The 21,744-nt window shown below is 41.9% G+C and carries 15 protein-coding genes; 11 read left to right on the top strand and 4 right to left on the bottom strand.

Features of this window, described 5'->3' with window-relative positions:
- Window positions 1–6 precede the first annotated feature (6 nt).
- The 4 genes from malG (at window position 7) to A923_RS0106505 (ending at window position 3,716) form a co-directional block, all read left to right on the top strand.
- A complete protein-coding gene (malG, locus tag A923_RS0106520) occupies window positions 7–897 on the top strand; it encodes a maltose ABC transporter permease MalG (protein ID WP_017220860.1) in 891 nt (296 codons plus the stop codon).
- A 152-nt stretch (window positions 898–1,049) separates the two neighbouring features.
- A complete protein-coding gene (locus A923_RS0106515; protein WP_017220859.1) occupies window positions 1,050–1,502 on the top strand; it encodes an NUDIX hydrolase in 453 nt (150 codons plus the stop codon).
- Between the two features lie 240 nt (window positions 1,503–1,742).
- Window positions 1,743–2,855 (top strand): NADH:flavin oxidoreductase, encoded by a 1,113-nt coding sequence (locus A923_RS0106510; RefSeq protein ID WP_017220858.1) that lies wholly within the window; start codon window positions 1,743–1,745, stop codon window positions 2,853–2,855.
- Window positions 2,856–3,092: 237 nt separating this feature from the next.
- Window positions 3,093–3,716 (top strand): c-type cytochrome, encoded by a 624-nt coding sequence (locus tag A923_RS0106505; RefSeq protein WP_017220857.1) that lies wholly within the window; start codon window positions 3,093–3,095, stop codon window positions 3,714–3,716.
- 71 nt (window positions 3,717–3,787) lie between these two features.
- Here the strand turns inward: A923_RS0106505 and A923_RS0106500 are convergent, their stop codons facing one another.
- Both A923_RS0106500 and A923_RS0106495 read right to left on the bottom strand, forming a co-directional pair.
- The gene (locus A923_RS0106500; RefSeq protein ID WP_017220856.1) at window positions 3,788–4,231 is read right to left on the bottom strand and encodes a DMT family transporter; all 444 of its coding nucleotides are present in this window, start codon (window positions 4,229–4,231) and stop codon (window positions 3,788–3,790) included.
- A 2-nt stretch (window positions 4,232–4,233) separates the two neighbouring features.
- Entirely contained in the window at window positions 4,234–4,692 is a 459-nt protein-coding gene (locus tag A923_RS0106495; RefSeq protein ID WP_017220855.1) for a DMT family transporter, read from the bottom strand.
- A 93-nt stretch (window positions 4,693–4,785) separates the two neighbouring features.
- On the opposite strand from A923_RS0106495, the gene A923_RS0106490 reads away from it, so the two are divergent.
- Both A923_RS0106490 and A923_RS0106485 read left to right on the top strand, forming a co-directional pair.
- Window positions 4,786–5,694 carry a LysR family transcriptional regulator gene (locus A923_RS0106490; protein WP_017220854.1) on the top strand — a complete coding sequence of 303 codons (909 nt, stop codon included), beginning with the start codon at window positions 4,786–4,788 and terminating at the stop codon, window positions 5,692–5,694.
- Between the two features lie 111 nt (window positions 5,695–5,805).
- Window positions 5,806–6,075 carry a DUF3297 family protein gene (locus A923_RS0106485; RefSeq protein WP_017220853.1) on the top strand — a complete coding sequence of 90 codons (270 nt, stop codon included), beginning with the start codon at window positions 5,806–5,808 and terminating at the stop codon, window positions 6,073–6,075.
- A gap of 181 nt (window positions 6,076–6,256) precedes the next feature.
- Here A923_RS0106485 and A923_RS0106480 read toward each other — a convergent pair whose 3' ends face one another.
- On the bottom strand, window positions 6,257–7,591 hold the full coding sequence (locus A923_RS0106480; protein WP_017220852.1) for a ferredoxin reductase family protein: 1,335 nt from the start codon (window positions 7,589–7,591) through the stop codon (window positions 6,257–6,259).
- A gap of 257 nt (window positions 7,592–7,848) precedes the next feature.
- The gene (gene malT / locus A923_RS0106475) at window positions 7,849–10,560 is read right to left on the bottom strand and encodes an HTH-type transcriptional regulator MalT (protein ID WP_017220851.1); all 2,712 of its coding nucleotides are present in this window, start codon (window positions 10,558–10,560) and stop codon (window positions 7,849–7,851) included.
- Between the two features lie 294 nt (window positions 10,561–10,854).
- Between malT and A923_RS0106470 the strand changes: the two genes are divergently transcribed.
- The 5 genes from A923_RS0106470 to A923_RS0106450 all read left to right on the top strand — a co-directional run bounded on the left by A923_RS0106470 (window position 10,855) and on the right by A923_RS0106450 (window position 21,518).
- Window positions 10,855–12,600, top strand: a complete 1,746-nt coding sequence (locus A923_RS0106470; RefSeq protein ID WP_017220850.1) for a glycoside hydrolase family 36 protein — start codon at window positions 10,855–10,857, stop codon at window positions 12,598–12,600.
- Between the two features lie 394 nt (window positions 12,601–12,994).
- Window positions 12,995–15,451 carry a glycogen/starch/alpha-glucan phosphorylase gene (locus tag A923_RS0106465; RefSeq protein WP_017220849.1) on the top strand — a complete coding sequence of 819 codons (2,457 nt, stop codon included), beginning with the start codon at window positions 12,995–12,997 and terminating at the stop codon, window positions 15,449–15,451.
- A gap of 18 nt (window positions 15,452–15,469) precedes the next feature.
- A complete protein-coding gene (malQ, locus tag A923_RS0106460; protein WP_017220848.1) occupies window positions 15,470–17,656 on the top strand; it encodes a 4-alpha-glucanotransferase in 2,187 nt (728 codons plus the stop codon).
- Window positions 17,657–17,795: 139 nt separating this feature from the next.
- Window positions 17,796–19,760 carry a 1,4-alpha-glucan branching protein GlgB gene (gene glgB / locus A923_RS0106455; protein WP_017220847.1) on the top strand — a complete coding sequence of 655 codons (1,965 nt, stop codon included), beginning with the start codon at window positions 17,796–17,798 and terminating at the stop codon, window positions 19,758–19,760.
- Between the two features lie 654 nt (window positions 19,761–20,414).
- Window positions 20,415–21,518, top strand: a complete 1,104-nt coding sequence (locus A923_RS0106450) for an OmpA family protein (protein WP_017220846.1) — start codon at window positions 20,415–20,417, stop codon at window positions 21,516–21,518.
- Window positions 21,519–21,744 lie beyond the last annotated feature (226 nt).

Raw genomic sequence — 21,744 nt, 5'->3', positions numbered from 1 at the left:
CATATTATGGCAATGGTACAAGGTAACTCATTAAAATACCGAGTGTGGGCTGCTCATTTCGCACTTATCGCCCTGCTGGTGGTCATTCTATTTCCGCTGGTTATGGTTATTGCTATCTCATTTCGTGATGGTAACTTCGCCACAGGCGAGATTATCCCTTCGACACCGTCACTAGACCACTGGCGTTTAGCCCTCGGTTTTTCGGTGACTAATGCTGATGGTTCTGTCACTCCGCCTCCATTCCCGGTACTACTGTGGTTATGGAATTCGGTTAAAGTTGCAGGGATCACTTCTATCTTGGTTGTTGCACTATCAACGACCTCGGCTTATGCATTTGCTCGTTTACGTTTCAGCGGTAAAGAAACTATTCTTAAAGCGATGATGATCTTCCAGATGTTTCCAGCAGTGCTGGCGTTGGTCGCCTTGTATGCTTTATTTGATAAGTTAGGTCAGTATATTCCGTTCTTGGGATTAAATACCCACGGCGGTTTGATCTTTGCTTATCTCGGCGGTATTGCCTTGCATGTATGGACTATTAAAGGCTATTTCGAGTCGATTGATGGTTCATTAGAAGAGGCCGCAGCATTGGATGGCGCAACGCCTTGGCAAGCATTCCGTTTGGTATTATTACCACTGTCGGTGCCTATTTTAGCGGTGGTATTCATTCTGTCATTTATTGGTGCAGTAACGGAAGTGCCAGTGGCATCGCTGTTATTATCGGATGTGAATGGCTATACGCTGGCGGTTGGCATGCAGCAGTACTTGTATCCACAAAACTACCTGTGGGGTGACTTTGCAGCAGCAGCTGTGTTGTCAGCATTACCTATTACAGCTGTATTCTTATTAGCACAACGCTGGTTAGTTGGTGGCTTAACGTCTGGTGGTGTGAAAGGGTAGGAATAGTTTACTTTATAATTATTCTGATATGACGAAAGCCAGTGGACGATGTACTCTTTTTAAAGAGGTATTTGTCCGCTGGCTTTATTGTTTGCGCTTACCTACAACTTAACTGAGCGCAAACAACCTTCGATAAACAATGAGGAATGCAAATGATCCCAATTAGAAGTATGGCTGTTTCAGGTGTTGCTTTATCTGAGATTGACGGTGAAACTAAAATTCTTTTAATGAAAAGATGTAGGGGGAACTTTTGGTGTCATGTTGCTGGGACTATTGAAGCGGATGAGAAAGGTTGGCAAACTATCATTCGAGAGTTTAAAGAAGAAACTCAGCTTGAGGTTACTGAATTATATAATGGACAATACCTAGAGAAGTTCTATGAAAGTAGCCTCAATACAATAGAAGTTATTCCCGTTTTCGTGGTCTACTGCCAGCCAAATCAAGCCATAATTATTAATGATGAACATACTGATCATAAGTGGTGTTCTTTAAGCGAGGCTTTGGAATTATCTGAATTCCCTGGTCAGAAATTGCTTTATGAATATATATGGTACAACTTTGTTGAAATTAAACCATCAAAGCTCATGCGTGTGAAAGTAGTTTGAAAAATAGTGCCCATAAATCCTATGCATCTGAAAATCGCTTTTAAAACTGTTTTTAGATTATGTATATGACACTAGCTTAATCCAGATTAAGGATTGTCATGCATATTGTCGATAACATTAGCCATTGCAGATAGCTCATAGCAAAAATAAACAACTAAAGCAGGCATGCGTCAGTATGGCTGCTTTAGTTTTTTTAAGAATGCTGATGAATAATATAAAACGATTTTAAGAGGATTGGACTTGAGTACTTTGTATAAAGAAACCCGTATTGGCAATATGATATTAAAAAACCGCTTTATTCGCAGCGCTACGTGGGAAAATATGGCAACTGATGACGGCCATATGACTGATAAGCTATATGCTATCTACGAAGAACTTGCTAAAGGCGAAGTCGGTCTTATTATCACCGGTTATGCAAATATTGTAGAAGAAGAGAAGCCAAATGCCGGCATGATGGGAATGTACAATGATTCCTTTATCGGTGAATACAAAAAGCTTACCGAGTTGGTACACACCTACGATGCTAAAATAGCCATGCAGCTTGCCTACGGAGGCACAAAAACCACGCATAATGTCGGAGAAAGGGTGATCTATGCGCCGAGTGAAGTGTGCGAAATTGGTACACAAACATTAGGTAAAGCGATGACCAAGGATGAAATAGATTACATCGTTCAGGCATTTGCTCAAGCAAGCCGAAGAGCCCAACAATCAGGCTTTGATGGCGTTGAAATACACGCTGCACATACCTATTTAATCAATCAGTTTTTAAGCCCTTATTATAACCGCAGAGAAGATCAATATGGCGGCAGCTTAGATAATCGAATGAGACTGTTATTAGAGATCTATGCTGAAATAAGAAAACTTGTCGGTGATGAGTATCCGATATTAGTTAAACTGACCGCATCTGAATTTTTTGAGGGTGGTTTAACCTTTGCTGAAACACGTGTTATTTGTAAAAAATTAGAAACGATTGGCGTAGATGCCATTATCATCTCAGGCAATATTCATGGCAAGGCGAGTACTATGATTGGCGAGTGTTTTGATGGATACACCATTCAACAAGAAGGTTACTTCCATGAATATGGCCAGGTGATTAGTGAAGAGGTGAGTGTGCCCGTTATTACTGTTGGCGGATTAACGGATATTGCTGCGATAGAAGAAATTGCAGATAAAACCAATATTCAATACTTTGCACTCTCAAGACCTTTACTGTCTGAACCCGCTTTAATTAAGCGCTGGAAAGACGGCGACAGATCGCCAGTTGAATGTGAACGGTGTTCAAAATGTCGTACTAGACGAGGCAATTTCTGTGTTGTGAATAAAGACAGAAAATCGCAGTTAGCGCGCTTATAAAGCAGCCGTCATATATTTCCCCTCAGTACCAAGTCAGCAATCCTCGCTGACTTTACATTTCCTTATGTCCTTATGTCCTTATGTCCTGTGTTCCACTACCAAACTCGGGCAGTCAGAATCAAGATGAGCAAATATTGAAATTTAAATTGTTCTTAAATTGCTTTATAAGTTTCTCTTAAGTCTTTCTTAAGAAACGTTAGTTAAACTGTTTTATCGAAATTTGAGTCAGGAGATTGGATGAATAAAATACTGGTATTGGCATTTTTAACTGTGCCGTTGATCACGCTTCAGAGTTGTTCTTCCACGGTGGAAAACCCTCATGAAAATGTGAAACAAACTGTTTTACAGTGTAATAACTGTCACTCAGCAACAGCGTCAACATCTGCGACACAGAATACACCGTTACTGGGTGGTATGGACGAGCAATACCTGATGGAACAGCTGGACAATTTCCGCGTTGATAAACGCGGTGCTGGCAGTGTCTCTGCTGCGACTCAAGAAATGTCACGCCAAGTAAAAGCACTGCAGGATGATGAGTTACGGTATATAGCGAACTATTACGCAGCGCTACCGACTGTTGATTCAACTGAAACGGTTGCTGGGGATATTAATAACGGCAAAGCGTTATATGCAACAAACTGTAAAGGTTGTCATTCGAGCGCTATTGGCCGCTTCTTTACCGACAGCCCTAAAATAAGCCATTTAAAAGGCCCTTACATTTTTGAACAATTGACTTTGTTTGCTGCAGATAAAAGAAATTTTAATGTTGAAAACAAGCACAAAAATAAAATGGTTGAGGTCAGTAAGCTATTTAACAGTAAAGAGTTATCAGACATAACCGCTTACATAAAATCAAAGTAATCTGCGCAATAAACCAAGTGTACTGAGATATCGAAATAAGTGGTTAATTTGACTCAACCACTTAGCTCAATTTAAGACGCTAGACTTGCCTGTTTTTGTTGTATCGCTTGTTTTAAATATACCCCGATGACAATCGACATAACCCCCAGTACTTTGAGCAATAATTCACTGTTTGAGTTCGCCGATGAGTCCAGCAATAACCCAAAACCCATTTGCCCGCTAATCACTAAAATCATGGTATTTGTTGACCCTAGACGACTCATGATAAGGCTATTAATTGCAACATAAAAAGCACCGATAAAGCCACCGAGATAAACAAATATGTTTGAACTGGTTGCGAGTTGTGGTGGTTCCAGTAATAACAGCATGACGATTGAAAGGAACAAAAAACCGATAATGTGATTAACATATGAAGCCCTAAATGCGCCGTAGTAGCTAGCCAGTTGTCCGTTCCATATGCGACTTATCGCGATACAAAATCCGTTTAGTAATGCGAGTAAAATATACAACGTCATCTTTAATACCTCTGTGAAATAAGGAGTATTGAACCGAACACTACAAATGAAATAGGCAGTAGGTCGATAACATTGAATTGTTTTTTATCTAATCCAAATAACCCCAAGGTTTCACACAATATAGAGCAAACTAATTGTCCGATTAATCCTAATGCCAGTGTACCTGACAAGCCGATAGCGCTATTGACTGTGATGGACGCTAAGATCACGGTGAATGCGCCTGGTAACCCACCTAAATAATATAATTTAGGCACACGTCCCTGTATTGGCGAGGCTGAGTTCATCGCCCCTTTGGTCATATGAAAAAGCCCGAGTGCCACTACGCTGCCTAAGCCGTGTGCTATCCATGACGCATTGATGGCGGATGTTTGCAGCGAGAGTTGGCTGTTGATACTAATCATGAGTGCCAATAACCCGCCACCGATAATCGCTAAGATTGAATATCTGTTGATACTTTGCATTTTTTACTCCATTGTTTTGAAGTACTTTAATTGATCGCAAAAGAAATGATAATATCTAATAATGATAATCATTGGTGAGTGTAAGTTGACAATATGAAAGACAATTTTTCGGCAATACCCGTGTTTGTGGCTGTCATTGAAAGTGGCAATTTCTCGTCAGCGGCAGAAAAGCTCGGGTTGACAAAATCAGCAGTCAGCAAAAGAATATCGGTTTTAGAAGATAACCTCGGCGTGCGGTTATTTAATCGCACCACCAGAAGTATCACCTTGACTGAGGCTGGCGAACATTTTTCAGATTATGCTCGGAATGCGGTGATGATTGCCAACGAAGGGTTTGCTGCTTTACATAACCAGCAAGACATACCCAAAGGCACGTTAAAGATCAATGCACCGATGACTTTTACGCGCTTACATATTGTTCCCTACCTAAAAGAGTTCTTAGATTTGTACCCTGATGTGAAGGTGATCTTGAGTATGGATGACCGAATTGTAAGTTTAGTTGAGGGGGGATTCGATGTTGGCATTCGCATCGGCAAACTTGAAGATTCGTCCTTGGTGGCCAAAAAATTAGTGGATTGTAAAAGTGTGCTTTGCGCATCGCCACAATACATCTCAGAGCATGGTGAACCAGCAAAGCCAGAAGAGCTATCTTGGCATAATTGTATTTATTACAGCTTATTTCAGGGCGGGACTGAATGGACTTTTTACAAAGATAATAAAAAAATAAGTATAGAACCTAAAGGTAACTTCATCGTTAATAATAGTGATGCTATTGCAGAGGCATTATTGAATGGACTGGGCATTTGCCAGATGCCGACCTTTATCGTTGCACAACACTTGAAATCAAAAGCACTTATTTCATTAATGCCTGATTATACTCTGCCAAAGCATGCCATATATGCTGTCTATCCAGAGAGAAAACACCTTCCTGAAAAAGTAAGAGTGTTCATCGAATTCATGAGTAATAAGTTAGGTGACGGATTTGGCTATTGGGATAAATAAACAATTATTTGGGGGTTTAGGAAACTAGGATCAACATTTATCACTCCAGTGCTTGAGCGTGAGGCCTATATTGTCTACAATAGCGCACTTTATTTACTACAGGTCACGAACATGAACGATATTACAGCTAAACCAGCTCTACCAGATCGCCTTTCAGGTAATCCACGCAGCCCACACCATAACGCTGAAGTTTTCGAACACGAAATTGGTATTATGCTTAACGGCAAAGAGCGTTTCGATGTTGAAGAATATTGCATCAGTGAAGGCTGGGTAAAAGTACCGTCACACAAAGCGTTGGACCGTCGTGGCCAACCACTTATGATGACTGTTAAAGGTACTGTTGAAGCGTTTTATAGCGAAGACGCATCAGCAGAAAAATAGATAACTTAGTCACGATATTGTCGTTACTAAATTAGGTGTCATAGTTAAGTCATTTTGTAATGTACGGACTATCATCGCCAAAAAAGGACCTAAAGCTGTTAATTACAGTGATAGGTCCTTTTTTTTAGCTAAAAATCAGTTAACACATATGAAATAGTCGTTAACTCATCTCAAATCGTCCTTAACGCATATCAAAAAGCTCTTGATGAAAATCATGCCGTGATAAACCTGCCTTAACAAAATGTGATTTTAGTATGTTGCCGAATTTTGCAGGGCCACAAAACCAAACATCAGTCGTACTAAAATTATTAACCACCGCGGCTATTTCTGCTGCTGTTAAGCCACTGCGTTGTTTGGTATTAATGATATGCACGGTGACGCCAGCTCGTTCACAGCGGTTATTTACCTGCTTTATAAAGGCGTCATCAGGCATACGGGTGGTGTAAAACAGCGTGATATCAGGTGTATTTTCTTGGTTTGCTAAACTGTCTAACCGTGATAAAAATGGCGCGATACCAATGCCGCCAGCAATCCAGATATGTTGTTGCTTATCACTGTCGATATTAAAGTTACCATAAGGGCCTTCTACAATAACATCGTCACCTACGGCAAGGCTGCTCGGTAAGGTATTAACGTAATCACCAATCTGCTTGATGTTAAAGCTGATGTCACCACTGTCGCCCCAGCTTGAGGTGATTGAAAAGGGGTGTGGACCTTCTTTTTTATCAAAGGTAACAAACGCATATTGGCCTGCATCATGGCCTGACCACGGGGTGGTTAGCTGGATTGTTACCGCCAGAACCTTGTTATCCGTATAGTGCTGGAGTGTTGAAATTTGGCCATGAGCTTGTTTTGCACTACCCACTTTACCGAACAAGGAAATGAGAGCACTTACGCTACCTGCGACTAATACCAACATCAGAAAAATGCCCATCGGGGTAACCCAATCTGCTATTTTCATCAATACCACCGAATGATAAACGAGTACCAGGTAAACGACGGTCATTAACTTGTGACTTTGACGCGCTAGTTTATAGGTGATTTTTTTGCTCAGCATCAGCAATACCAAGATAATCAAGGCATAGAATGCCCACTCGCCAATGTCTTTAGCAAAGTGGCGCTGGTAGTCGAAAAAATTGGCAAGCCAAGATAGACTTTCACCGTTGCCGTGTTTGTTTTTGATTGGCTTGATCAGTATGTCTAAATCAACTAACCATTTTGGCGCTTTGATAAATAACCAATGCGTCACTGCTGCAACGAATCCCGCGATCCCTAGCCATTTATGTAATTTATAGCGTTTATCCAACCCATCGAGGAAGGAGTCTGAAAAAAATTGTCGTATCGCTAATAACGTCCCGAATGACATCGCGATTATGGCAATGATACCAGAGCCGTAGATAATGGTTTTACGCAGTGGCCAAAAGTGTAGCGGCGTAGAAAGCGCATGTTCAGTGCCTAACCAGAGTGCTAAGGAAGTAGTTAAGATGGCGATTAATGCATAATGAATAGATTTCATATGATTATGTTTCTCGGTAACTGGGTGTATTTTTACTATGTAGTTATTACACCACACTTACACTGAATATAAGCTGAGTAGTTTATTCATATTCAGTACATCTTTGATTTAGCATCGCTGAATTGATAGTAAAGTTGGTCGTTGAGTCAGGGGAAGTATGAATTTAATGAAGATATAAAAAATGCCAACGGTATAAATCGTTAGCATCAAATGAGTAGTGAGATTAGGTGTAAAGAGCTGAATACTGCGCGTTAGCGTTAATAACCCATCATCTTCAATAAGTTCTCTGCGGTTTCAATTGCTTCTCGACGATTCGCAATATTCAGTTTTTGATACAGATTACGAATATGGGTTTTGATGGTCGTTGATGCCACGTCTAACTCTATCGAGATCTGTTCATTGCTGTAGCGAGAATAAATCAAGCCCAGTACTTGCCATTCACGATGAGTCAGTGGGCTAGTGCGTATCAGTTCTGGCACATCTTGATTGTTCAACAGTTTATGCACAAACGCCTTATCAAAATAGACTGCACGGTTGTGACGTTTGATCGACATTTCCGCGAGTAATTTCTCTGCGCGATAACGTGCTAATTCTGCCATGTTGCCTTGTTTTAATAAGCTGTTGAGTAATTCTGCAATCACTTTTGAATCAATCAAAAAATCACAAATCGAGCTGGTGGTATTCGCGAGTGTCAGCGCGGTTTGTAACTTGTTCAGGGCTTGCTCTTGATCATCATACTGGCTGTAAACCACGGCTTCTAACGTGGCATTTTTTTGCTGTTCGAACAACAGTTGATGTTGGCTTGCTGCTTGTTGTAAATGCGCTAACGTTTGCAGTGCTTGGCTGTAATTCCCTGTTAACATATAAGCGCGGGAGATATTACGGCCGTGACTCTGGGTAAAGTGATTACAGGCATTGTCAGCCACGGGTTTGCTTTGTGCTAACCATTGTTCAACCGCGATATTATTGCCCTTGGCTTGCCAATATAACAATTGCGAAAAGTTAGCATTGGCGATCCAGTCAGCATGGAAATCAGATTGCTCGATAAGCTCTCCACACAAATCAATATAACGACCGGCTTTATCTAGCTCTCCCCGTGATATATGCACACGCGCTAAAATGGCATACGATTGTAGATACTTAGATTGGCAATACTTCGGTAGTACATTTAAGCCTTTGTGCGCAAACTCCTCAGCGAGGTCTAAATGATTCCAGCGCCAATAGATTTGACTGCGAATACGCAGTAAAAACTCATACAAAGGCAGCTGTTGTAAGTGCTGCTTGTCAGCTAATTGATCGGCGCTATCGAGCAGGTCAAACGCCGATTGGATATGACCTTGGGCAATTAAGATCTCACTTTGTTGTAACAGCGACCATAATGCTTGCGGGTAAACATGATACTGACGTGCCATGCGTTCTGCTTGTTGCATCATTGACAACGCGCGATCTAAGTGACCGAGTACATGGTTTACTTCGCCAATCACCGACGTTGCGACAATGCGGCTACGGTAATTACTTGGGTCTAACTGTTCCAAGGCATTTTCAGCCAGTTGCAGTGCTAGTTCTGGATTGTTTTGGTTTATTGCTACTTGCGCGCGCAATGCATTAAACTCGCCTTGTTGCGCTAAGGTAAGCTCGATCTTTCGCTGCGTTAATTCGATTAATGCCTGCGCCAATAAATCGCCAACTTGATCATAACTGTGTTGGCTTTGGGCTAACCAAGCGCGTAATAACGGCAGGCGCGGGCTTTGGTATAAGGTATCCGGCTGTAATAGACTGATGGTGGTTTCTAAGTTTTCTAATTCACCTTGATTAAACATGTGCCAACCGTGCGCTAATAAGATCTCGGCGGTTAGGCTACTGTCTTTAGCACGCTGGGCATGAAACAAGGCTTGCTGGGGATTATCATGTTTTAACCAAGCGCGCGCGGCATCTTTATGTAACTGTTTACTACTTTGGGCTAGCTTGGTATGACGTTGGTGTTTCAAAAAATCAGCGAACAGATTATGGAAACGATACCAGTGTTGCTCCCCCTCAAGTGAATGCAGGAATAGTCCATGTTTATCTAACGATTCGAGTAAGTTATTGGCTGCTTCATTATCAAAAAACTCAGTGATTAAGCTGGTATTGAAAATAGTAAAGACTGAGCACTGCATTAAGAATACTTGTAATGGTTCATCCAATAAATCAAATACTTCTTCGGCTAAATAGTCCCACAAATGCGATTGCTTAATTTGCGATATCCACTCTGTCGATTCTGCCACACTGTGTTGTTTCTGTTTTACTTGCAGGGCGATGAGTTGTAATGCCGATGGCCAGCCTTCTATCTTTTCTTGTAATGCTTTTATCTCGGTATCACCGAGGATAGAGCCAATACGTTGTTCAAAAAATTGTGCTATTTCTTGGTCATCAAAGGCTAACAGTTCACTGTCTAATTCAATGAGCAGATCGCGAATACGTAAATTAGCGGTATTCAGCGGTGGTAGGGTGCGACTGGTGACGACTAACGTGCAATTCGCGGGCATGTATTTAAGGAAGAAACGTAGACCTTCATGGATCTCATCATTGTTAATACAGTGATAATCATCTAATACTAGATAAAACTCACTTTGATAATTTGCTAGTTCGGCAAACAATTCACTGAATAAATTCGGCAACGAACTGTATTGGCGACGTTCAGCCAGAGCTTGTGAATTGAGGCAAGATTGATCGGTAACTTTGTTAATTGCTTGAATGAAATAGTTCACAAAACGAAAAGTATCGTTATCGGTTTCATCAATATTAAACCAACCAACTTGGCTGTTATCTTTAAGCCATTGGGCGGCCATGGTGGTTTTACCGTAACCGGCAGGTGAACGAAATAAGACTAATTTATTAAATGCCGCTTCTTGGAGATGAGCTAAAACGCGTGTTCGAGTGATCGAGTTGTGTAGACGAGTTGGGCGATTTAATTTTGATGTTATCCACATAAGCTATTCTTATTTTTCCGAAGATGAAGGCGATGTAGCGTCTTACTACTTTTGATTTAGTTGTTTGTTATTATTTATTTACTTAGTCATTATTTAACTTTCATTAATAAAAATTAAATAATAACTAAGTAATGATTAGATAATATCTAAATATGAGAGGAAATACGGTGATAAACCTACTGTTTGTTTCACTTTGTTACATTTAAATGACACAAAAATACTATTCAAATCCCCCAAAGCGGGTGATTAGGAGTAACGTATTATCATTTCAACAATATTTATAAGGTTATTAACATGACTTCAATGATATTTGCCAATTCTCAAACCGCTATTCCACTGCAATCCGATTTAAGTTATGCATTAATCAATGAGCAAATCAGCTTGCAATTTAATGGGCTAGATAACCAGTTAATCGATGATCACTTTCCTGTGCTGCAGTTTCCGACTCAGATTGAGGATGATGCCAGAATACTCGGTGATGGTTTTCAAATGCTCGCCCAAACCGGCGGCCAGCTGAATGCGCCGCAAGATATTGGCCGTTGCCCCGATAATAATGCCAGTTATCGTTTATACCCCGCGCAAGCAGAAAAGCGTTTCTATAATTATTTAGTCATTGAAGAAACGGTAGGGTTTACCCTATTTGGTTTTACCTCGTGTCAGCGCTTTGCTGGTTATTTTGAGATCCAGCAACATCAAGCTGGCATTAACATCATGGCCTTTATTGATGGTGAACATACCCAGACGCAAGATTGGCGTAGTAAACAGATGGAATCTATCACTGTCATTAAAGGTACGGTGTTAGCCGATGTTTATGCCGATTATAGCGCTAAGATCGAGCTCCAGCATCCGCGTCGCCCAGGGGTAACTGTCGATGCACCAATCGGTTGGTGTTCTTGGTACGCTTATTATGCACAGGTCACTGAACAACATATTTTAGATAATGTCGATGTTATGTGTGCTAGCCAATCTGAGCTGGAATGGGTATTGCTCGATGATGGCTATCAGGCTTTCATGGGGGATTGGTTAACACCATCAGATAAATTTCCGCACGGCATTAAAAGCTTATTACAGTCGATTAAAGCCAGGGGCAAGAAACCCGCGATTTGGTTAGCGCCGTTTATTGCCCAGGCAGAGTCTGACGTATTTAAACAGCATCCTGATTGGTTTATTCGCCATGCTAATGATGACTTGTTAAAAGCGGAAGACATTACTTATGGCGGTTGGCGTTGTACGCCTTGGTATATCCTCGATACCTCCAATGTCGAGGTGCAAGCGCATTTAACTGCGGTTGTTCGTACTATGCAGCAAGAGTGGGGCGTAGAATTATTCAAGCTAGATGCAAATTACTGGGGTAGCTTACGCGGTCAGCGATTGCAGAAAGGCATCACTGGTGTTGAAGCCTATCGTTTAGGTATGCAGGCGATTATTGACGGTGCGGGTGATGCGTTGGTACTGGGTTGTAATGCGCCAATGTGGCCGTCGTTGGGGTTAGTCGATGCGATGCGGGTATCTGACGATGTGGAACGTCGACCTGAACGTTTTGAACAAATTGCCAAAGAGGCGTTTAATCGCAGTTGGCAACATCGCCAATTATGGCAAATAGATCCTGATTGCATCACCTTAACTTCGTTAGTCGACCAAAGTACAGATCAAGATAATTATGAATTTCATCGTGATGTTATTCTGGCTACTGGCGGACTGGCCTTATCGGGCGATCCCTTACCGGCATTAACGGAGTTTGCTAAACATACTTGGACTAAGCTGCTTACTCGTCAGCGCTTAAGCCAAGAATCTGCCCAGTTCCAATCGTTAGCCAATAACCACAGTATTTTGCAATTAGCCCAGCAGTATCAACTGCACTGTTTGTTTAATTACGCTGATAGTGAGGCGGTTGAGCACACCTTAGTGGCTGACTCTCCGGTGATGTGGCGAGATCTGTGGACCGGCGAAGCGCTGTATCCGCGGCCAACGTCTACCTTGACGGTAAATCTGGATGCAGGACTAAGCAGTCGCGCTATTATTATGTCGGCTGTTTCATAACCGTTTTTATCTTATTTACTTTAGATTAATGGTTTTATAATCTCTGTCGCTTGTTTAACTTTCTGCTGTTTAGACAAACGATGGGTGATTTAGCCAAACTAATAACGCGACTTAAATCACTGAAATTCGCTCATCCTCCCCCATAAACTGCGAGCTCTATCACGCCGACGCGCCCACGCGCCTAGAAGTCGCTCATCTACGCCTACGCTACTCCTAAACGACTCCTCCTTGAATTTGTAGGCGTAGGAGGATGTTGGTGTTTACGCATTCAGGCAAGATTCATCTCATGAACTTTTATCTAATTTTAACTTTTACTTAATTTGAACGTTACCGAATTTTAACTATTTAATCTTTAATAAAACTTTGAACCTGCAGCATTGCATTAGGATATAAGATGAAATCGACAGTAAACAAAAGCTTTGATAAAACAGCATTCCAAGCCGCCGTTAATAGATACCTAACGACAAAATTAGTCACAGTACCAGCGCAAGCCGATGCCCATACGTGGCGCTTAGCAATGGAATATGCACTAGCAGAAACAACCACGATGAACTTGTTGGCTACCGAGCAAGATCCGAAAATAAAAAATGCCCGTAGCGTTAACTACCTATCATTAGAATTCCTGATTGGCCGCTTGACTGGTAATAACCTGATCAGCATGGGTCTGTATGAAGAAGTTACTGTCGCGATGGCAGAGTTCGGCCAAAACCTGACTGACTTATTAGAAGAAGAACGCGATCCAGCATTAGGTAATGGTGGTTTAGGCCGTCTAGCGGCTTGTTTCATGGATTCACTGGCTGCAGAAGAATATCCTGCGGTAGGTTATGGCTTACATTATGAATATGGCCTGTTTAAGCAAAGTTTTGATGACGGACGTCAACAAGAAGCGCCGGATGTATGGCGTGATGAAACCGGTTATCCTTGGGAAGTTATTCGTCCTGAGTTAGCGCAAAAAGTCGGTTTTTATGGTCATGTTGAAGAATACACAGATAATGATCGCATCAGCCAACGCCGCTGGGTACCGGGTTTACAAGTAGATGGTATGGCGTGGGATTTACCGATTGTTGGTTATAACAATAATTCTGTCTATCCACTGCGTTTATGGGAATGTCGCGCGCCGGCACCGTTTAACCTGAATCGTTTTGACGAAGGTAATTATGTTGCAGCGCAAGCAAGCAATATTCAAGCTGGTAACCTAACCAAAGTCTTATATCCAAATGATAATCACGATAAAGGTAAAGAGCTGCGCTTAATGCAGCAGTATTTCCATTGTGCTTGTTCGGTTGCGGATATTTTACGTCGCCATAAAGCGGCAGGCCATGCAATCACTGATTTAGCTAAGTTAGAGTCTATTCAACTTAACGATACCCATCCAACAATTGCGATTCCTGAATTATTACGCATCTTGCTTGATGAACATAAATTAAGCTGGGATGACGCTTGGGCAATCAGCTCAAAAACCTTTGCTTATACCAACCATACCTTGTTACCTGAAGCACTCGAGACTTGGGGTGAAAACTTGATGATGACGTTATTACCACGTCACATGGAGATCATCTTTGACATTAACTTACGTCTTATGGGCGCAGTTGCAGACAAATGGCCAAACGATTTAGATAAATTACGCAAACTGTCAATTATCCAAGAAGGTAGTGAACGTCGTGTTCGCATGGCTAACTTATGTGTTGCCAGTACGTATGCGGTAAACGGTGTTGCTGCGATGCATTCAGAGTTGGTGAAACGTGATTTATTCCCTGAGTTTAATGAACTCTTCCCGGGTCGATTACATAATGTTACTAATGGTGTTACGCCACGTCGCTGGTTGAAATTTTGTAACCCATTATTGTCAGATTTAATTAGCAGTAAAATTGGTAATGGCTGGATCAAAGATCTCGACCAACTCGCAAAATTAGAAAAATTTGCCGATGATAGCCAATTCCAAACTGACTTTATGCGAGTGAAAAAAGCCAACAAACAGCGTTTAGCGGATTGGGTTGCTGAGCATATGGATATTACCCTTAATCCAGACGCCATTTTCGATGTACAGATTAAACGTCTGCACGAATATAAGCGTCAGCACCTTAACTTATTGCATATTTTGTCGCTGTATCACCGTTTAATTAACGATGCTGATTTCAAAATGCAGCCACGAGTGTTTATTTTTGCTTCAAAAGCAGCGCCAGGATATGAGCTAGCTAAAGAAATTATCTTTGCAATTAACAAGGTGGCAGAAAAGATTAACAACGATCCGCGAATCGGTGATACCTTAAAAGTAGTATTTATGCCGGATTATCGCGTCAGTCTAGCAGAAATCATTATCCCGGCAGCAGATGTGTCTGAACAGATCTCGACAGCGGGTAAAGAAGCTTCTGGTACCGGTAATATGAAAATGGCACTGAATGGTGCGTTGACAGTCGGTACGATGGACGGTGCGAACGTTGAGATCCGTGAAGAAGTCGGTGACGACAACATCTTTATCTTCGGTCTAAACGTGGATGAAGTGCAAGCACTGCAGGCGCAAGGCTATAACGCCAATGATTATTATAATTCAGACCGATTACTGCGCGCATCGTTAGATTTATTACAAGGTGATGAGTTTACCCCGGGCCAACCTGGTTTGTTGAATGCAACACGCCACAGCTTATTAGAAGGCGGCGACCCGTATCTTGTATTAGCTGACTTTGCAGATTATGTGCAAGCGCAAACACGTATTGATAAGCAATATTGTGACCAGCAAGGCTGGGCAAAAATGGCCATTTTAAATACTGCACGCAATGGTAAGTTCAGCTCTGATCGTAGTATTCGTGATTATGCTAACAACATCTGGAAACTAAACGCGGTTAGCCGTTAAGTATTCATGGAGGATAGAATGGAACAAAGTAATGTGCTGAAACAAGTTGCTGCACAAGCGGGTATAGCAGATAGCTATACCAACGCTTGGGGTAATAACGAATTAGTTTCTGATGAAACGCTAACCAGCTTATTAGCCGCGCTAGGGTATGACACTGAATCTGAACAAAAACTGCTGGCATCGGCGGAGAAAAAACACCAAACACCCATTTTAGCGGCGGTTAAGGTCGTTAAAAAAGATGAGCCGATTCATATTGAGCTGAATTTGGGCTTAAGCGCCAGAGTCAGTGACTTTAGCTGGCAACTAACGACAGAACAAGGTGAAGTGATTGAAGGTTATCTGCAATCACAAATTATCAGCGATGCGCGTGATGAAGGCGGGGTGTTAACCTTTTCTTTACCGAGTGATCTAGCGTTGGGTTATCACCAATTACAGGTATTACGCCGTCGTCGTAAATCGCCGTATGCAATGACGCTTATCATTGCGCCTAAAGCGTGTTACAAACAACCTGCGATTGAACAAGGCAATAAGTCTTGGGGCCCAAGTATTCAGCTGTATACCCTGAAAACCGATCATAACTGGGGTATTGGTGACTTCGGCGATTTGAAACAGCTGGTGGCTGATATTGCTGCCCGTGGTGGTGATTTTGTTGGTTTGAACCCAATTCATTCTTTATTCCCAGCCAATCCAGAAGGCGCTAGCCCGTACAGCCCATCATCGCGTCGCTGGCTAAATCTGTTATACATAGATGTGTCTGCAGTACCTGAATTTGCCTTGTGCTCTGCGGCGCAACAGCGTGTTGGTAGCAATGAATTTCAACAAGGTTTACACGCAGTACGTGCAACGGAGTGGGTCGATTACAGCGAAGTATCACGCTTGAAAATGAGTGTGTTACCGTTGTTATTTACCGAATTCCAACAACGTCACTTAGCGACGAATAGCACTCGAGCGCAAGCGTTCACGGCGTTTGTAGCCAAAGGTGGCGAAAGCTTAAAGCATCAAGCCACCTTCGATGCCCTGCATCAACAGCTACATGATAAAGACGATAGCGTGTGGGGTTGGCAAGTATTCCCGGCTGAACTACGTGATATTAATAGCGATGCAGTACAAACATTTATTAAACAAAATCAACCAGCCATTCAACAATATATGTACTTGCAGTGGATTGCTGATGAACAGATTGGCGATGTGCAAAAGTTTGCGTTAGCGCAAGGCATGCACATGGGACTTTACCGCGACCTTGCGGTAGGTGTTGCCGATAGTGGTGCGGAAGTGTGGGCTGATGACGGTACCTTATGTCAAGACGTTAGCATTGGCGCGCCGCCGGATGTATTAGGGCCTTTAGGGCAAAACTGGGGCTTACCACCGCTGAATCCAGCGCAGTTAAAAGCCACTGCTTATGATGCCTTTATTCAACTATTACGTGCCAACATGCAGCATTGTGGTGCGTTGCGTATCGACCATGTATTAGGTCTATTACGTCTGTGGTGGATCCCGAAAGGTGAAAAAGCCACATCTGGCGCTTATATGTATTATCCAGTGCAAGATATGCTGGCTATTTTGGCGTTAGAAAGTCAACGTCATCAGTGCGCTGTGATTGGTGAAGATCTGGGTACTGTGCCTGATGAAATCGTTAGCTTGTTAAGTGAAGCGGGTATTCATTCTTACAAAGTATTCTTTTTTGAAACTGCGGAAGATGGTGGTTATTTTTCACCTGCACATTATCAACCGCAATCAATGGCAACCTTATGTACGCATGACATGCCAACATTACGTGGCTTCTGGCATTGTGAAGACCTTAAATTAGGCCAAACTATCGGTTTATATCCAGATCAATCTCAGTTAAATGGCTTGTTTGATGATCGCAGCAAGTCAAAACAAGAAATACTTAATAGTGTCTCTTGGCACGGTAAACTGGCTGAATCAGTTGGTCGCAATGCCGATTATGTACCGATGGATCAGGCGCTGAGTAACAGCCTGCAATTACATTTAGCGGCAGGTTCAAGTAGCTTGCTGAGTTTACAGCTCGAAGACTGGTTAGCCATGGATAAACCTGTTAACGTCCCCGGTACGGTTGATGAATATCCGAACTGGCGTCGTAAGCTATCCGCCACATTGGATGATATGTTTAGCTGTCCGAATGTTAATTATTTAGCGGCTGAGTTGACCACTGCGCGTGCAAAAGCCAGCGTATGTGCTGATTAATAGGTTTGGTTTGTGATAAGTTAAGAACATAACTATGTACATAGTATAAGTTTAAATTAACTCGTATCAGTTTAAATTAAACAAGGAGTCTGGTTTGCCAGTCTCCTTTTTTTGCTTTAATGAGAAGAAGGATATTTCAATGCAGGCATCTTCAAAAGCCGTTCGCAGTGTCGTGGCGAAGGCTAATGTGGCCGTGATCCACAATCTTGAGCAATACCCCGATTTAATGCCAAGCATGGAAACCTTGCATACCCCAAAACTCATGCATAAAGAGATGGGGGCGCAGTGTGTTAGCTTCATGCATGACGGCTCGCGTATATCCGGTGTACGCTTTTTAGTATTTGCACCGCACGCGAGTAAAGTCAGTGTTATTGGTGATTTTAATGACTGGAATACCAACGATCATGCTTTGCGTCAATTAGATGCGGGCTTGTGGGGTGTATTCATTACAGACTTAAAAGTTGGTGAGCGTTATAAGTTTGCCATTGTTGATAGCAATGGTAAGAGCTTGCCACATAAAACCGATCCATGGGGGGCACATGCAGAGCAGTACCCTTCGTTTGCATCCTTGGTATATCAGCAAGACAGCTATCAATGGCAAGATGAAGCATGGCAACAACGCCCTGTAACAGCTAAGCATGAGCAAGCGCTGTCATTTTATGAATTGCATGTTGGTTCGTGGTTACGTAATGACGAGGGTGAGTTCTTAACATACCGAGAATTGGCCGCAAAGCTGATCCCGTACTTACAAAAAATGCATTACACCCATGTCGAATTGATGCCGATTTCAGAGCATCCGTTCTATGGTTCTTGGGGTTATCAACCGATAGGCATGTTTGCACCGACCAGTCGGTTTGGTCACCCTGATGACTTTAAATTTTTTGTCGACCAGTGCCACCAAGCCGGCATCGGCGTTATTATCGATTGGGTGCCAGCGCATTTTCCTGAAGATGACCACGGTTTAACTAATTTCGATGGCACGCCATTATTTAATGATCCGGATCCTAAACGCGGTTGGCATCAAGACTGGCACAGTTATATTTATGATTGTGGCCGTGACCATGTACAACGCTTTTTAGTATCGAATAGCTTGTATTGGTTAGAGCAATTTCATGTGGATGGTATTCGCGTGGATGCGGTGGCGTCTATGTTGTATCTGGATTATTCGCGTAATGATGGCGAGTGGATCCCGAATTGCGATGGTGGTAATCACAACTACGATACCATTAAGGTATTGAAGTGGATGAATGAAGAAGTGTATACCCACTTTCCTAATGCCATGACGATTGCAGAAGAATCTACAGCCTATCCGGGAGTCTCTAAGCCGACTTTCTTGGGCGGATTAGGGTTTGGCTTTAAATGGAATATGGGCTGGATGCACGATAGCTTGAGCTATATGCAAGAAGAACCTATTAACCGTCAATACCATCACGATACCATCACGTTCCCGTTAGTTTATGCATTTAGTGAAAACTATGTGTTGGCTTTGTCGCATGATGAAGTTGTGTATGGTAAAGGTTCTTTGTTGGGAAAAATGCCGGGTGATGAATGGCAGAAGTTTGCTAATTTACGGGCTTATACCGGTTATATGTACGGTCAACCGGGTAAAAAACTCAACTTTATGGGCGCTGAATTAGGCCAGTTAGCCGAGTGGAACCATGATGCCCAGCTTGATTGGGGAGTATTGGCTAATCCCAATAATGCCGGTGTTCAGCGTTTAACGGCAGATTTAAATCAACTTTATCAGGCACAAGCTGCCTTGTATCAACTTGATTGTGATCCTGCTGGTTTTGAATGGCGCTTACAAGACAATAAATCTGAAAGTGTACTCGCGCATGAACGTATTAGTGACAATGGCGAACGTATCTTGGTGATCAGTAACTTCACGCCGATACCAAGAGATAATTTCCGCCTCGGGATCCCGAATGCCGGTCGTTATGAGCTGTTATTAAACACTGATGCGGCCTGTTACGCAGGCAGTAATTATCCACTTGTTAGCAGCGCAGATAGTGAGAAAGTACAGAGTCAGGGACTTAATGATTCAGTGCGATTAACGCTACCACCGCTATCGACGGTATTTTATCGTTGGCTGCCAGCGAGCTAAAACAGAACGGCAACGACTTGAGTTACGATGCATATGCTACGCATACAGCAGTAAAATAATCGTCATAAAATAGTAACAGATGAAATTGAAAGGCAAGGGGAACACCGTTAAGAAGGTGATACTCTTGCCTTTTTTATTGTGCGTATATTGCTAACGGTTTGAAGGATAGTATTTTCTTGCATATTCCGATGATTTAGCCAGTAATATTAATGATGGAATGATAATAACAAAACCGAGAGTAAAGATAAGATCATGATTTTCTAGTAGTTCATAGGTTGAATAAATGAAAATAAACAACAATAGTGCAATGTGCAGTTTATGTGTTTTTTGGTTGTTTATTGAAAATTTACAGTATTTTCTAATCATATATCTCATCTTTTAATATAAAAAGCTTAAAATTAGACATTTATTATACATATATTAATATGCGTTTAGGGGGATGTATTCACATAAATATTAAAATATGCATTTAGGAGTAGTGTTTAAATGCTGATGTGACCTACGGTGTACTGGTTAACTGCTTGGGTTAGTCATCGGCCATCTTTTAGTCGGGCATTCTGATTCCGTTTATAAGTATAGTTACAATATCATTAATCAAACCAGGCATTTTCAATATTAATCAGCTACTCTTGTTAAAAAACAAGGAGATGATTGATGAAAGATATCAAAGGAAAGTTAAGTTTAATTATGTGTGCAATGATTGCCTCTGCGCAACCAGCACTTGCTGAAACGGAAGGTAAAACCTATTTAAACCCTGCTGTTGGTTATCATATGTTTGGATCAGAACTGGGTGTTGATGATAGTGAGGCGTTGGTGATAGGTGGCGAGTATGTCATTAGCCCTAAGTTTGGTGCAGAGATTAGTTACCTCTATAGTAACCCTGACGCTAAAGTTGGAAATGTTGACATAGACAACGATCAATACACCCTTGATGGACTCTATTACACCCCTGAACTAGGTAATTGGCAGCCGTTTTTAAATGCTGGTGTCGGTCATGGTACATTTGATTCAGGATCTGCTGATACCAAAGAGACCCAGCTTAATCTTGGTTTAGGTAGTCGTTATCATTTTAATGAAAAATGGTCTGCGCGTTTACAGGCTAAAATTATCAATAGTTTAGATGATGAACGCTGGGATTCATTAGTCACTGTCGGTGTCAGTTATGCCTTTGGTGGCGAGAATAAACCTGCTCCAGTCGCTGCTGTGGCGCTACTTGATGGTGACGGTGATGCCATTCTCGATGACATAGACCAATGTCCAGAGACACCAAGTGGTGTTTATGTCGATGATAAAGGCTGTGCATTAGACCGTGATGGTGATGGTATCCCAGATTATTTGGATCAATGCCCAGATAGTCCATCACTGGATAACTTAGATGAAAATGGTTGTGCGATAGTCGTTGCCATGGAACAACCTGAATCGATTAAGTTAGAAGTTAAATTTGCAAATAATTCGGCAGAAATTCCAGAAAGTGCAAAGCCGGAAATTAAAGCCGTTGCCGATTTGATGACGCAATTTGCAAATGCTAATGTTGAAATTGCAGGACATTCCGATAGTAGCGGTGATGCAGCTTACAATAAGACATTATCACAACGTCGTGCTGATGCGGTTCGCGATACTATCGTGAGTGAATATGCTATTGAAGCGACGCGTGTTACTGCTGTAGGTTATGGAGAAGAGCAACCAATTGCGAGTAATGATACTAAAGAAGGACGTTTAGAAAATCGTCGAGTCATTGCTGAAATAAATTATAAATAACATATAAGATTAATTTAACCGTGCTTTGTTAGAGTGAATCATGGTGTTTAACATAAAAGCCAGCGAAAGCTGGCTTTTTTATTTGTTCAGCGGTACTTCACCTCAAGATCACATAAGGTTGACATTTTATTCGCTGTTAGCGATATCATGGTGTTTTAAACACTATAATTATCATAATATTAAGCTTTATTTCTGGCAGATGACAACCTCTCCTCTATATTTAATA

The organism is Moritella dasanensis ArB 0140, from assembly GCF_000276805.1.
Taxonomy (GTDB): Bacteria; Pseudomonadota; Gammaproteobacteria; order Enterobacterales; family Moritellaceae; genus Moritella; species Moritella dasanensis.
The sequence above is the reverse complement of the archived record's forward strand: the minus strand, read 5'-3'. Positions and strand labels throughout refer to the sequence as shown.

Excerpts from the sequence above, each read along its gene's own strand:
- malG (WP_017220860.1), top strand. The coding sequence starts at position 7 with ATGGCAATGGTACAAGGTAACTCATTAAAATACCGAGTGTGGGCTGCT.
- A923_RS0106515 (WP_017220859.1), top strand. The coding sequence starts at position 1,050 with ATGATCCCAATTAGAAGTATGGCTGTTTCAGGTGTTGCTTTATCTGAG.
- A923_RS0106505 (WP_017220857.1), top strand. The coding sequence starts at position 3,093 with ATGAATAAAATACTGGTATTGGCATTTTTAACTGTGCCGTTGATCACG.
- A923_RS0106500 (WP_017220856.1), bottom strand. The coding sequence starts at position 4,231 with ATGACGTTGTATATTTTACTCGCATTACTAAACGGATTTTGTATCGCG.
- A923_RS0106495 (WP_017220855.1), bottom strand. The coding sequence starts at position 4,692 with ATGCAAAGTATCAACAGATATTCAATCTTAGCGATTATCGGTGGCGGG.
- A923_RS0106490 (WP_017220854.1), top strand. The coding sequence starts at position 4,786 with ATGAAAGACAATTTTTCGGCAATACCCGTGTTTGTGGCTGTCATTGAA.
- A923_RS0106485 (WP_017220853.1), top strand. The coding sequence starts at position 5,806 with ATGAACGATATTACAGCTAAACCAGCTCTACCAGATCGCCTTTCAGGT.
- A923_RS0106480 (WP_017220852.1), bottom strand. The coding sequence starts at position 7,591 with ATGAAATCTATTCATTATGCATTAATCGCCATCTTAACTACTTCCTTA.
- malT (WP_017220851.1), bottom strand. The coding sequence starts at position 10,560 with ATGTGGATAACATCAAAATTAAATCGCCCAACTCGTCTACACAACTCG.
- A923_RS0106470 (WP_017220850.1), top strand. The coding sequence starts at position 10,855 with ATGACTTCAATGATATTTGCCAATTCTCAAACCGCTATTCCACTGCAA.
- A923_RS0106465 (WP_017220849.1), top strand. The coding sequence starts at position 12,995 with ATGAAATCGACAGTAAACAAAAGCTTTGATAAAACAGCATTCCAAGCC.
- malQ (WP_017220848.1), top strand. The coding sequence starts at position 15,470 with ATGGAACAAAGTAATGTGCTGAAACAAGTTGCTGCACAAGCGGGTATA.
- glgB (WP_017220847.1), top strand. The coding sequence starts at position 17,796 with ATGCAGGCATCTTCAAAAGCCGTTCGCAGTGTCGTGGCGAAGGCTAAT.
- A923_RS0106450 (WP_017220846.1), top strand. The coding sequence starts at position 20,415 with ATGAAAGATATCAAAGGAAAGTTAAGTTTAATTATGTGTGCAATGATT.